This is a genomic window from Pseudomonas sp. V88_4 (assembly GCF_029967985.1).
GTDB classification, from domain to species: Bacteria; Pseudomonadota; Gammaproteobacteria; order Pseudomonadales; family Pseudomonadaceae; genus Aquipseudomonas; species Aquipseudomonas glycinae.
Genome location: NZ_JASCAF010000040.1, coordinates 15,095 through 27,404, shown reverse-complemented (window position 1 = coordinate 27,404; position 12,310 = coordinate 15,095). Strand labels below are relative to the sequence as shown.

Here is a 12,310-nt window from a genome sequence, read left to right as displayed (position 1 = left end):
TGGGAGCTGACTTGCCAGCGATTGGGGACGACCAGGCCTCAGGCCTTGAGCGCTTTCTTCGGGTAGATGTCGTAACGGCTGGATTTGCCGTCCAGTGCATGACTCGGTTTCGGCCCTTCGATGCACGGCGCCTTGCGCGGGCGCTTGACCACCACCCGGTGTGTGGCCAGTGCCAACGCCGCTTCCAGCAAGGCCGGCGCATCCGGATCATCGCCCACCAACGGGCGGAACAGGCGCATTTCCTTCTTCACCAGTGCGGTTTTCTCACGATGCGGGAACATCGGGTCGAGGTAGATCACCTGCGGCGGCTCGCCTTCCCAATTGCGCATCACCTCGATGGAGTTGCCCTTGAGCAGCTTCATCCGCGCCACGATCGGCGCCACCTCGAAGTCTTCCGCCGCACGGGCCAGACCATCCTCCAGCAACGCGCCGATCAGCGGCTGACGCTCAATCAGGCTCATCTCGCAACCGAGACTGGCCAGTACGAACGCGTCTTTCCCGAGCCCCGCCGTCGCATCCAGCACCCGTGGACGCACGCCCTGGGCGATGCCGACCGCCTTGGCGATCATCTGCCCGCTACCACCGCCATACAACCGGCGATGGGCCGCGCCGCCCTCGACGAAATCGACCCGCACCGGGCCCGGCGCATCCGGCCCCAGTTGTTGCAGCTGCAAACCCTGCTCGCCGACTTGCAGGGCAAACTCGCCGTCAGCCACCTGCAACGGCAGGCTCAGGCGCTGCGCCCACTGCTCGGCCTGCGCTTCGAACGTCGGGCCGAGGGCCTCGACATGGATGCGGCAGGCCGCGGGTTGCTCAATCATGGAAAACACGCTCAAAAAAGTTAAGGATCGGCAAAAACCGCCGATAACCCAATCAACGCGCATTTTGCCAGAGCTGAGCGTCAACCGAAAAAAATGTCAGGCATTCTTCCCACATCGATTGGCTACCTTTCGCCCACAGGCGATTTCAGCCGTCATAACACTCAAGCATTGGGCGGCGTCAGCCACCTGTGGCAGGATTTTTTTGCCCAGGCGCTGGCCGAACAATCGAGTGATGTGGTGCCGGCCTGCGGCACTTTCCCGCCGGTTGACCTGGAAAGCCCTGAAGAACCGACCGTCGGCAGTGAACTGCATGCGCACATCATCAGCCAGCGCGAATGCGATGTGGTGGAAACCGAGGTGCGTCCGCCGGAGCCGCTGTTCCTGCCAATCGCCGAAATCGACATGACACTGGCCGAGCCGTACCCTCCATTCCCGCCGGAAGCCATCAAGACTCAGCAAAAACAGCAGGAATTCGACAGCAGCTGGGTTCGCCCGATCGTGATCAACAACGGTCAGCCGATTCCGGAGCCGGGCCCTGCCCCGCAGAAAAAACCGCTTTACCTGCCGATTGCCGAATTCGATCTGGATCTGCTGCAGCCTTACCCGCCGTTCCCGCCGGAAGCCATCGTCGAGCAGCAAAAAGCCCTGGACTTCGATAACGGCTGGGTGCGCCCGATCGTTCAGCAGAACCTGCGCATCGCCGCCTGATTTCTCAGCGACACACACTCCAGCGTCCGACATCGACATGAAAGTGGTTGCGATGGGCGGCGTTGTAATCCGGACTCAACACCACACTGAACGACTCGCAGGCACCATCGCGCACCTGACGCAGAAACTGCGCGTCCTGATTTTGCTTCGGCCAGTCCTTGAGTACGCTGATCGCGCGACCATCCGCCAGACGGAAGCCGGCAATGTCCAGCGCATCGGCGCTGGCGTGGCGACTGAGCGCGCCGTTCTCGCGGTTGTAGACGTTGCGGCAGGCGAAGCTGCCGAGGTGATCGACACGCGCCACCGACTGACCGTAGGCCCGCTGCGCCGCCGGTTGCAGCGTATGACGCTCGAACATCGCGAACGCCACGGCCAACGGGCAACTGGCGAGAAAGCTGCTGCTGAGCCCCACCCCGCCGCCCTGCACGCGCAAAGCACCCATCAGCGGGCATTTGGCATCGGGGCTGTCGGCCTGTGGCGAAACCCGCAGGCCGGAGCTGCCCAGCGCCTGCTCACACAAGGCCGGATCGCTGCGCAGACGCATCAACTTATAGCCTGTGAGCCAGTTGGGCGTCGCCTGCACGTCCAGCGGCGCCCACGGGTTCCATTGCGGCGGCACATCGAGCCAACCGCGCCAGACGCCGATCAGGCCGCCACCGATGATCAGCAGCCCCGCCAACAGTAGCCAGCGCCCCATGCTCATCCCTTGAAGAATTGATTGGCCTTGGCGTACGGCATCGAACGAGAGGTGAAGGTGAATGTGCCGGACTGCTGGATTTCTTCAGCCGCGCGGAAAAACTCGCCGAACGCTGCCAGTGCCAGCGCCGAACCGGTGCTGATCCGCTTCACGCCCATGTCCTCAAGCTGCTGCACCGTCAGCTTCAAGCCGCCGGACATCAACACATTGACCGGTTTCGGCGCCACCGCGCGCACCACCGCCAGGACTTCTTCGGCGGTTCGCAGGCCCGGCGCGTACAGCACGTCGGCGCCGGCTTCGGCAAAGGCCTGCAGACGAAGGATGGTGTCGTTGAGATCGGGATTGCCGTGCAGATAGTTTTCCGCACGGGCCGTCAGGGTGAAGGGAAACGGCAAGGTGCGCACGGCAGCGACGGCGGCTTCGATCCTCGCCACCGCGTATTCGAAACAGTAGATCGGCGAGTCTTCCCGGCCGGTGGCATCTTCGATCGAGCCGCCCACAGCGCCCGCCTCGGCTGCGCGGATCAGACTCTGCGCCGATTCGGCCGGGGCATCGGCGAAACCGTTTTCCAGATCCACCGCCACCGGCAGGTCGGTGGCCGCAACAATCGCCCGGACATTGGCCAGGGTATCGTCGAGACTCAGGCCGCCATCGGGCTTGCCTTGGGAAAACGCATAGCCGGCGCTGGTGGTCGCCAGCGCCTGATAGCCGAGACTGGCGAGCATCTTCGCGGAACCGGCATCCCACGGATTGGGAATCACGAAAATTCCTGGGCGTTCGTGCAGGGCTTTGAAGGCTTCGGCTTTACGGGCTTGTTCTTGACGGGCTTGGGCATCCATCGGCAGGCTCCTGGGCAGGAAAGAAATCCGCCTCAGAGCAGGCCAAGTTGCTCGGCGGCGGGTTCTCTGTATAGCTCAGGCAAAGGTCGCAGGCCAGGCAAACGTTGCATCAGTTGTGCGTGAAAACGTTGCGCCAGCTTCGCCGCGAGGAGGTTATCGGCGGTGTGCAGGAAGATGTACGGCGTACGGCCCTCTTCGATCCACTCGGCGATTTTTGCCACCCACGGCACCAGAAACGGATCGTTGGCCTCAAGCTCCGGATGGCCAATAAAGCGCACCTGCGGGAATTGAGTGAACGCTGCCGGACGCGTCGGTACGCGGGGCTTTTTCGATTGGGCGTGGATCACCGACGATTCGGTGGACAGGCAACTGAACAGTGCGCGCGGATCGAGGCAGATGCGCTCCACACCGCGATCCAGCAACAGCCGGTTCAGCAGTCGCTCACTCTCGCCCTTGGCGAAGAATTGTTCGTGGCGCACTTCCACCGCCAGCGGGCAATCCAGCGCATCGATGAACGCGGCAAGCTCCGGCAAGCGGTGTGGCGTGAAGCTTTTCGACAGTTGCAGCCACATTGGCGAGACACGCTCACCGAGCGGCTTGAGCAACTGGAGGAAGGTTTCGGCGGCGGTCAGTTGATCGCGCAAGTCGCCGCTGTGGCTGATGTCACCGGGGAACTTGGCGGTGAAGCGAAAGTGTTCCGGCATCACCTCGGCCCAGCGCTGCACGGTGGCGGGCGACGGGCTGGCGTAGAAGGTCGTGTTGCCTTCCACGGCGTTGAACACTTGTGAATAGAGTCCGAGGAAATCGGAGGTCTTGGCGTCTACCGGATACAGGTACTCGCGCCAGGCGTTTTCGCTCCAGGACGGGCAACCGAGGTAGTAAGGCAGATCCATCAGATGTACAGATCGAGGCCCAGCACGTCTGCATCCCAATCGACAAAACCGGCGGTGCTCAGGTAGCTGGCCAGGGCCATGGCCACGCTTTTTTTCATCGCGCGGTGATAAATCATGTCTTGTTGGCGGGCGGGCAGATTGCTCAGGCGTTGGGCGGTGGCTTTGGCGGCACGGGCAGCCAGTTGCTCTTCGGTCGGGAATTCCAGCTCGCCGTCGATATCGTCGACGGACTCATCCAGCGCCGGATTGCCTTTGCGAGGCTTGCGCTTGATGGGGTAGGAATGAGTGGAAACGCCGTCTATACGCATAAAGTCATGCTCGGTATCGATGATGGCAATTTAGCGGCACCTGACCGACTTAGCAAATCGCCGAGTGATAACTAGAACACATAAAAGACAAAAGGTTTAAAGCGCGGAGTTAGAAACGGACGATTGGCAGGAACAGGGAGAACCCTGCGGCGAATGCCACAGGGTGAATGGCCTCAGCGGGCTTTCGGGGTGGCCACTTTGTCGCGCAGGTAAACCGGCAGTGCGTCGTCCGCCGGAATCGCTTCACCGCGCTCCCAAGCAAATCGCGCCAGGGTCAGCAGGTCTTCGGCGTGAGGCAGCATGCCCGCATCGGACCCGCTCAGGTTTACAGCGATGCGTTCGCCATAACCCCAGCCAGTGCCGGCACCGAACCAGTCACCGGAGGCATCGTCCGGCAGCGCGGCGACTTCCGGCGGCAGCACCGCCTCGGCGCCGACCAGACGCATCTCCCCGGCCGTCTCGCGGTAGCAGCCCCAATACACCTCATCCATGCGCGCATCGATGGCGGCCGCGACCTGGCTCACGCCGTGCTCGCGATAAGCCCGCTGTGCCAGCACGGCCAGATTCGACACCGGCAACACCGGGCGATCCAGCGCAAACGCCAGGCCTTGCACCACGCCAATCGCAATCCGCACGCCGGTGAAAGCGCCCGGGCCACGGCCGAAGGCGATGGCATCCACCGCTTGCAGGGTGGTGCCGGCATCGGCCAGCAGTTGCTGGATCATCGGCAGCAGTTTCTGCGCATGCAGGCGCGGGATCACCTCGTAATGGCTCGTGACCTTGCCGTCATGCAGCAAGGCAACGGAGCAAGCTTCAGTCGCGGTGTCCAGGGCCAGCAAGGTGCTCATCGATGTGTCCGTAAATCAGGTGGGGAAAAGTGCGCCAGTATAAACAACTACGGCCCGCAAGCGGGCCGTGGATGATGCAGCGGATCAGGTTTTTCAGCTCAGGGCTTCAAGCACCTTGGCGGTGATCGCTTCAACCGAACCGACGCCAGGGATATGGCTGTACTTCGGCTTGCCACCGTTTTTGGCGGACAGGTTCTGGTAGAACTCCACCAGCGGCTTGGTCTGCGAGTGGTAGACCGACAGGCGATGACGCACGGTTTCTTCGGTGTCGTCCTTGCGCTGTACCAGCTCTTCGCCGGTGATGTCGTCTTTGCCGGCCAGTTTCGGCGGGTTGTAGACGATGTGGTAAACGCGGCCGCTGGCCTCGTGAACGCGACGACCGGCGATACGCTGAACGATTTCTTCGTCTTCAACAGCAATTTCGACCACGGCGTCCAGCTCGACACCGGCAGTCACCAGCGCTTCAGCCTGAGGAATGGTGCGCGGGAAGCCATCGAACAGGAAACCCTTGGCGCAATCGGCTTGAGCGATACGGTCCTTGACCAGCGCGATGATCAGGTCATCCGACACCAGGCCGCCGGCATCCATGATGCTCTTGGCCTTGATGCCCAGCTCGGTGCCGGCCTTGACCGCGGCACGCAGCATGTCGCCGGTGGAAATTTGCGGAATGCCGAATTTCTCGGTGATGAACTTAGCCTGAGTACCTTTACCGGCCCCGGGAGCTCCCAGCAGAATGACGCGCATCGATGTGCTCCTCAATTTTTTATATAAAAAACAACGGATTCGCCTCGTGGGGCCAATCTCATAAAACGGGTCGTGGCCGCCCAAACGGCCAAAGGCTGATCAAGATACACAGCAGGCTGCGCCCACACAAGACGCCAAAAGTCGGAGAAACCGGCGCCCGCCGCGACCTTGCGACGCGGTTCCCCAAGTCGCAACCCCATCATTAACTGTCGCCTGACCGCATTTTTCCCACGGCCAATAAACGGCACCCGAGGCTCGCCCCGGGTGCCCCGCCCCACGCAGAAAACCTTAGCCGGTATTTCGCAAACCGGCGGCAATCCCCGCCACAGACACCAGCAACGCCTGTTCCACCGGGCTGCCCTGCTCGACATTCTGTTGCCGCGAACGCGCCAGCAATTCGGCCTGCAATAGATGCAGCGGGTCGAGGTAGGTGTTGCGCAGGCGGATGAATTCCAGGGTGTCCGGGCTATGTGCCAGTAGCTGCGATTGACCGGTCAGGCCGAGGACGACGGAACACGCCTGCGACAATAGGTCGCGTAAGTGCGCACCCAATGGCAGCAAGTCAGACTCCACCAAACGCTCGTCGTAGGACCGCGCAATGTCGGCGTCGGCCTTGGCCAGCACCATCTCCAGCATGTCGATGCGCGTGCGGAAGAACGGCCACTGCTCACGCATCTGGCCCAGCAATTCACCTTCGCCGCGCTCCAGCGCGTTGTTCAGAGCGGTTTCCCAGCCAAGCCAGGCCGGCAGCATCAGGCGAGTCTGGGTCCAGCCGAAGATCCACGGAATCGCCCGCAGACTTTCGATGCCACCGGCACGGCGCTTGGCCGGACGGCTGCCCAATGGCAAACGCCCCAACTCCTGCTCGGGGGTCGACTGGCGGAAATACTCGACGAATTGCGGATTTTCCCGCACCACCGCACGGTAGGCCGCGACGCCGTCAGCGGCCAGCTCGTCCATCAAATGCCGCCATTCCGGCGTCGGTGGTGGGGGTGGCAACAGGGTCGCTTCGAGCACCGCCGCCAGATACAGATTGAGGTTTTGCTCGGCGATGTCCGGCAGGCCGAATTTGAATCGAATCATTTCCCCCTGCTCGGTGGTGCGGAAACGTCCGGCCACCGAACCCGGCGGCTGCGACAGAATCGCCGCGTGCGCCGGGCCGCCGCCACGGCCCACGGTGCCACCGCGACCGTGAAACAGCAGCAGTTCGACTTGCTGCTCACGACAGATTTCCACCAGCCGCTCCTGCGCCCGATATTGCGCCCAGGCCGCCGCAGTGGTGCCGGCGTCCTTGGCCGAGTCGGAATAGCCGATCATCACTTCCTGCGGGCCTTGCAGCCGCGCGCGGTAACCCGGCAGCAGCAACAGGCGCTCGATCACCGGACCGGCGTTATCGAGGTCGGCGAGGGTTTCGAACAGCGGCACCACGCGCATCGGCCGCAGTACGCCGGACTCCTTGAGCAGCAATTGCACCGCCAGCACATCGGAAGCGGCACCGGCCATGGAGATCACGTAGGAGCCCAGCGAAGCACCCGGCGCGGCGGCGATTTCCTTGCAGGTGGCGAGCACTTCGGCGGTGTCGGCCGAAGGTTTGAAATGCGCCGGCAGCAACGGCCGACGGTTTTGCAGCTCACGAGTGAGGAAGCTGATGCGCTGTTCTTCGTCCCACTCTTCGTATTTGCCGAGGCCGAGGTAATCGGTGATTTCGGTCATGGCCGCGCTGTGACGAGACGAATCCTGACGCACATCGAGGCGCACCAGGAACAGGCCGAAGGTCACGGCCCGGCGCAGGCAATCGAGCAACGGCCCGTCGGCGATCACACCCATGCCGCATTCGTGCAGCGAGTTGAAACACAGCTCCAGCGGATCGAGCAGGTCGCGATTGTTGTGCAGCACATCGGCCGGGGCCGGCGTGGTCGCGGTCAGCGATGCATGGGCCCAGTTGCGCGTGGCGCGCAGCCGTTCACGCAATTGCTTGAGCACCGCCCGATACGGCTCGGCACTGTCGCCGGCCCGGGCCTTGAGCGCGTCGCTGGCCTGTTGCATCGACAGTTCGGCGGCCAGGTGATCGACGTCGCGCAGGTACAGATCCGCCGCCATCCAGCGCGCCAGCAACAGCACTTCGCGGGTCACGGCAGCGGTCACGTTCGGGTTACCGTCACGATCGCCGCCCATCCACGAAGCGAAGCGGATCGGCGCCGCTTCCAGCGGCAAACGGAGGCCAGTGGCCGCAAACAGCGCCTGATCGGCCTTGCGCATATGGTGGGGAATCGCCTGCCACAGCGAGTGTTCGATCACCGCAAAACCCCACTTGGCTTCGTCCACCGGAGTCGGCCGGGTGCGGCGGATTTCTTCGGTGTGCCAGGCCTCGGCGATCAGGCGTTGCAGGGTGTTGTGGATCTGCTCGCGCTCAGCCGTGGTCAGGTCGCGGTGATCCTGGGCCGCCAGTTGTGCGGCAATCGCGTCGTACTTCTGGATCAGCGTGCGCCGGGCCACTTCGGTCGGGTGCGCGGTGAGCACCAGTTCGATTTCCAGCCGCGCCAGTTGCCGCGCCAGGGATTCGGCGCTGTGCCCTTCGTTGCGCAGGCGGGCGAGCAATTCCGGCAACACGCGGGACTCGAACGGCGCGGCCTGGGTCTCTTCGCGGCGATGGATGAGCTGGTACTGCTCGGCGATGTTCGCCAGGTTGAGAAACTGGTTGAAGGCCCGCGCCACCGGCAGCAGTTCGTCTTCGCTCAATTGATTGAGGCTGGCGCTGAGTTCGGCGTCCATCGAGCCGCGCCGGTCGGCCTTGGCGCCCTTGCGGATCTGCTCGATCTTGTCGAGAAACGCCTCGCCGTACTGGTCACGGATGGTGTTGCCCAACAGCTCACCGAGCAGGTGAACGTCTTCGCGCAAGCGTGCATCAATATCGGTCATCAGCATCTCTCCAGCAGTAATCGGTGACGGATCGCAAGTGAGTGGATGAACAGAGAGTGCCGCTCTGGAACGCTTCTTACAAGCAGACGACGAAGGGACTTTAAACCTTGAGGCTTGCAGCTAGTCTCAAGAGTAAGCCGCACAACGGCTTGCCGCCGGCAGACGCCGGACACTCACCAAGACCTGCCATGAGCAGGTGCGACATGAGGTTCTTATGAAAATCCGTGAACTCGCCCAGCATTGGGAAGAAACCGCCAAGGGTCGCCTGACCGACACCGGCTACACGATTCATCTGGATGTGGAAGCTGCCGCACGCCTGGCGGCGATCGCCGAGATGTACCCCAAACGCCACGCCGAAGAACTGCTCGGCGAGCTGATCGGCGCCGCCCTCGAAGAGTTCGAAGCGAGCCTGCCGTATGTGAAAGGTTCGACCGTGGTCGCAACTGACGAGGAAGGCGATCCTTTGTATGAAGATGTCGGCCCGACGCCGCGTTTTCTCGCCCTGTCGCGGCGTCATCTGCACGACTTGTCGGCCGCTGCCGGCAAGCAAAAACACTGATTCCGCAACACCTCAAAACGGTAGGAGCGGGCTTGCCCGCGATGGCGTCAGTTCAGTCACAGATGTGTTGAATTTGATGGCCTCATCGCTGGCAAGCCAGCTCCCACAGGGTCTGTATTTTTCCTCTGCTCTTACGCCATTTTTCGCCCGCGCGTACCACTCTCCCCCGCCAAAGTTCCCGGTTTAGAGCCTTGTCCGTTCGGTCAGAATATTTTTTGGCGATGAGCCATCTTTTCTGAACTTTTGAAAAATGCCTTCGGTCGGAACAGGTAACCACGCCTGGGACGAGCGTTTCAAAACGCGCTGACACATGACGGTTGTCACTCCTCGACCAGGATGGATTTCGAAGCTTCCAAGGAGTTAACCAATGGAGTTGAAGACCATGAAGACCCAAACCTCGTTCTCCCACCTGCGCGGTCTGAAACTGGCCGCTCTGGCCATCGGCACCAGCTTCGTACTGGCCGGCTGCGCCGGCAATCCACCGACCGAGCAGTACGCCGTGACTCAATCGGCGGTCAACAGCGCGGTCAGCGCCGGCGGTACCGAGTTTGCCGCCGTGGAAATGAAGCAGGCCCAGGACAAGCTCAAGCAAGCCGAAATAGCCATGCACGACAAGAAGTATGACGAAGCCCGCATCCTCGCCGAACAGGCCGAGTGGGACGCGCGCGTCGCCGAACGCAAGGCTCAGGCGATGAAAGCCGAACAAGCGGTGAAGGATTCCCAGAAAGGTGTTCAGGAACTGCGTCAGGAAAGTCAGCGCACTGTGCAGTAAGCGCGCATCCCGACCGCAAGGCTGAAACTCTTATCGATAGAAAGGACGAACGATTATGCGTAAACAACTGATGATCCCCGCTCTCCTGGCCGCAAGCGTTGCCCTGGCTGCCTGCTCGACGCCGCCTAACCCGAATCTGGAACAGGCACGTACCAACTACGCCGGCCTGCAGGCCAACCCGCAGGCGAGCAAAGTCGCGGCACTTGAAACCAAGGACGCCAGTGATTACCTGGACAAAGCCGACAAGGCTTATCTGGACAAGGAAGACCAGCGCAAGGTCGACCAACTGGCCTATCTAACCAACCAGCGCGTGGAAGTGGCCAAGCAGACCATCGCCCTGCGCACCGCTGAAAACAACCTGAAGAACGCCGCCGCCCAACGTGCCCAGGCCCGTCTGGATGCCCGCGATCAGCAGATCAAGCAGCTGCAGGACAGCCTCAACGCCAAGCAGACCGATCGCGGTACTTTGGTGACTTTCGGTGACGTGCTGTTCGCCACCAACAAGGCCGACCTGAAATCCAGCGGTCTGGTGAACATCAACAAACTGGCGCAGTTCCTCCAGGAAAACCCGGATCGCAAAGTGATCGTCGAAGGCTATACCGACAGCACCGGCTCGGCGAGCTACAACCAGTCGCTTTCCGAGCGTCGCGCGACCTCGGTGCAGGTTGCGCTGATCAAGATGGGTGTAGACCCTTCGCGCATCGTGGTGCAGGGCTATGGCAAGGAATACCCGGTCGCGGATAACGGCAGCGTATCGGGCCGTGCGATGAACCGTCGGGTGGAAGTGACCATTTCCAACGACAACCAACCCGTGATGCCACGTTCGGCTGTCAGCTCGAACTAAGCGTTACGCGGTAACGAAAAAGCCCCGCCTGATTTGATCAGGCGGGGCTTTTGTTTGCCGCAGTTTTACTCTTCCAGCTTCTGCGGGGTCTCCTGCCCCATGCAGCGCACGGCTTTTTTCTGTGCATTGACCAGCACCCCGGTCAGGCCTTTCTGCTCGGTATCGAACAGCACCAGCACGCCATCGATGCATTGCGCCACTTGCGGCGCCGGCGTCAGCGAGACCTTGTAGTCTTCGCCGGGAACGGTCTTGAGCATGGTGAATTCGTTGAGCAGCAACGCATCCTCGGGTTTGGCGAAGTGCAGGTAGCCGTAGTACCACAGGGCGCCGACGGTGCCGAGGATGCTGCAGATACCGGTGATGATCAGCGGGATGGCGTTGCGTTCTTCACTCATTGCGGACTCTCTGGTGGTTCGTCTTCAGAATTCGGGGGTGTCGGATAGTTCGGGATCTCGCCGAGGCGGCGCAGGCCGTTGAAGTGTTCGGGATCGTCGAGGTAACGCAGCATCACCTGACGCCAGACCGGATCGCCGAAGGTCTGCACATGCCCGCCCCGAGTCAGTTGCAGCACACGCGGTGGCGGCGCAGCTTGATACAGACGGATGCCGTTGGAAAGCGGCACCAGCGGATCGTCGAGGCTGTGGAAGATCAGTTTCGGCACGCCGTTGAGCTGCGGCATGGCGTTGATCGCACTGTCGCCATCCGGCACCAGCCACGACAACGGCACCTGAAACGGCCACGTCAGCCACGAGGTGCTGAGGGCGTATTGGCCGACGCTGCGGTAACTGGCGGGCACGCCGTCGAGCACCAGGGCCTTGAGCTGCTTTTGTCTTTGCGGATGTTGCACCAGCCAGTGCACGGCCATCGCCCCGCCCAGGCTTTGGCCCAGCAGCACCAGCGGTTTGCCTTTGACCTCCGGCGCCTTGTCCAGCCAGGCGAAGGCGGCGTCGATGTCCTGATAGATCGCCGGCAGACTTGGTTCGCCCTCGGACAGGCCGTAACCGCGATAGTCCACCAGCAGCACTTGATAGCCGTTTTTCGGCAGCCACCAGCTCCCGCCCAGGTGCATCGGCAAATTGCCGCCGTTGCCGTGCAAGTGCAGCACCGTGCCCTTGACCTCGACACCGGGCTTGGCCGGCAGCCACCAGGCATTCAGCTTGAGGCCGTCGGCGGTGGTCAGGGTGACGGTGCGGTATTCGAGTTTGGCCTTTTCCGGCGTGAAGATCTGACCCGGCTCGGGATAAAACAGCAAGGAGCTGCAACCGCCGAGGGTCAGGAGCAGGCAAAGGATGCCGAGGATTCTCATCCGGTGAAACCTCGCGAAGAGAGTTGAAACACAACCCTGAGGAAAACAAATG

14 protein-coding genes are annotated in these 12,310 nt (G+C 62.0%); 4 read left to right on the top strand and 10 right to left on the bottom strand.

The annotated features are described in order from the left end of the window. Window positions 1-38: 38 nt before the first annotated feature. Window positions 39-821 (bottom strand): class I SAM-dependent methyltransferase, encoded by a 783-nt coding sequence (locus tag QLG12_RS15235; RefSeq protein WP_197868821.1) that lies wholly within the window; start codon window positions 819-821, stop codon window positions 39-41. A gap of 93 nt (window positions 822-914) precedes the next feature. Between QLG12_RS15235 and QLG12_RS15230 the strand changes: the two genes are divergently transcribed. Then, on the top strand, window positions 915-1,529 hold the full coding sequence (locus QLG12_RS15230; RefSeq protein WP_197868822.1) for an energy transducer TonB: 615 nt from the start codon (window positions 915-917) through the stop codon (window positions 1,527-1,529). Between the two features lie 4 nt (window positions 1,530-1,533). Here QLG12_RS15230 and QLG12_RS15225 read toward each other — a convergent pair whose 3' ends face one another. From QLG12_RS15225 to ppc, 7 genes are all read right to left on the bottom strand, one after another. Beyond that, entirely contained in the window at window positions 1,534-2,226 is a 693-nt protein-coding gene (locus tag QLG12_RS15225) for an extensin family protein (RefSeq protein WP_282474821.1), read from the bottom strand. A 2-nt stretch (window positions 2,227-2,228) separates the two neighbouring features. Beyond that, a complete protein-coding gene (locus QLG12_RS15220; protein ID WP_282474820.1) occupies window positions 2,229-3,065 on the bottom strand; it encodes an isocitrate lyase/phosphoenolpyruvate mutase family protein in 837 nt (278 codons plus the stop codon). Between the two features lie 32 nt (window positions 3,066-3,097). Beyond that, window positions 3,098-3,958 (bottom strand): DUF72 domain-containing protein, encoded by an 861-nt coding sequence (locus QLG12_RS15215; RefSeq protein ID WP_085609175.1) that lies wholly within the window; start codon window positions 3,956-3,958, stop codon window positions 3,098-3,100. Further along, complete coding sequence (locus QLG12_RS15210) at window positions 3,958-4,266, bottom strand: hypothetical protein (protein ID WP_007954720.1); 309 nt, start codon at window positions 4,264-4,266, stop codon at window positions 3,958-3,960. Before QLG12_RS15210 ends, QLG12_RS15215 begins: the two co-directional genes overlap by 1 nt. Before the next feature lie 173 nt (window positions 4,267-4,439). After that, window positions 4,440-5,114 (bottom strand): tRNA (adenosine(37)-N6)-threonylcarbamoyltransferase complex dimerization subunit type 1 TsaB, encoded by a 675-nt coding sequence (gene tsaB, locus QLG12_RS15205; protein WP_282474819.1) that lies wholly within the window; start codon window positions 5,112-5,114, stop codon window positions 4,440-4,442. Window positions 5,115-5,207: 93 nt separating this feature from the next. Continuing rightward, the gene (gene adk, locus QLG12_RS15200; RefSeq protein ID WP_064593717.1) at window positions 5,208-5,858 is read right to left on the bottom strand and encodes an adenylate kinase; all 651 of its coding nucleotides are present in this window, start codon (window positions 5,856-5,858) and stop codon (window positions 5,208-5,210) included. Between the two features lie 288 nt (window positions 5,859-6,146). After that, complete coding sequence (gene ppc / locus QLG12_RS15195) at window positions 6,147-8,777, bottom strand: phosphoenolpyruvate carboxylase (RefSeq protein WP_282474818.1); 2,631 nt, start codon at window positions 8,775-8,777, stop codon at window positions 6,147-6,149. 214 nt (window positions 8,778-8,991) lie between these two features. Here ppc and QLG12_RS15190 point away from each other — a divergent pair, with 214 nt between their 5' ends. The 3 genes from QLG12_RS15190 to QLG12_RS15180 all read left to right on the top strand — a co-directional run bounded on the left by QLG12_RS15190 (window position 8,992) and on the right by QLG12_RS15180 (window position 10,952). Continuing rightward, the gene (locus tag QLG12_RS15190) at window positions 8,992-9,336 is read left to right on the top strand and encodes a hypothetical protein (protein WP_011332654.1); all 345 of its coding nucleotides are present in this window, start codon (window positions 8,992-8,994) and stop codon (window positions 9,334-9,336) included. 367 nt (window positions 9,337-9,703) lie between these two features. Beyond that, complete coding sequence (locus QLG12_RS15185) at window positions 9,704-10,108, top strand: DUF4398 domain-containing protein (protein ID WP_064378962.1); 405 nt, start codon at window positions 9,704-9,706, stop codon at window positions 10,106-10,108. Window positions 10,109-10,163: 55 nt separating this feature from the next. Beyond that, window positions 10,164-10,952: an OmpA family protein gene (locus tag QLG12_RS15180; protein WP_197868828.1), complete on the top strand. Its 789-nt coding sequence runs from the start codon at window positions 10,164-10,166 to the stop codon at window positions 10,950-10,952. Between the two features lie 65 nt (window positions 10,953-11,017). Here the strand turns inward: QLG12_RS15180 and QLG12_RS15175 are convergent, their stop codons facing one another. Further along, a complete protein-coding gene (locus tag QLG12_RS15175; protein WP_197868829.1) occupies window positions 11,018-11,347 on the bottom strand; it encodes a hypothetical protein in 330 nt (109 codons plus the stop codon). Then, window positions 11,344-12,258, bottom strand: a complete 915-nt coding sequence (locus QLG12_RS15170) for an alpha/beta hydrolase (RefSeq protein WP_007954702.1) — start codon at window positions 12,256-12,258, stop codon at window positions 11,344-11,346. Before QLG12_RS15170 ends, QLG12_RS15175 begins: the two co-directional genes overlap by 4 nt. Window positions 12,259-12,310 lie beyond the last annotated feature (52 nt).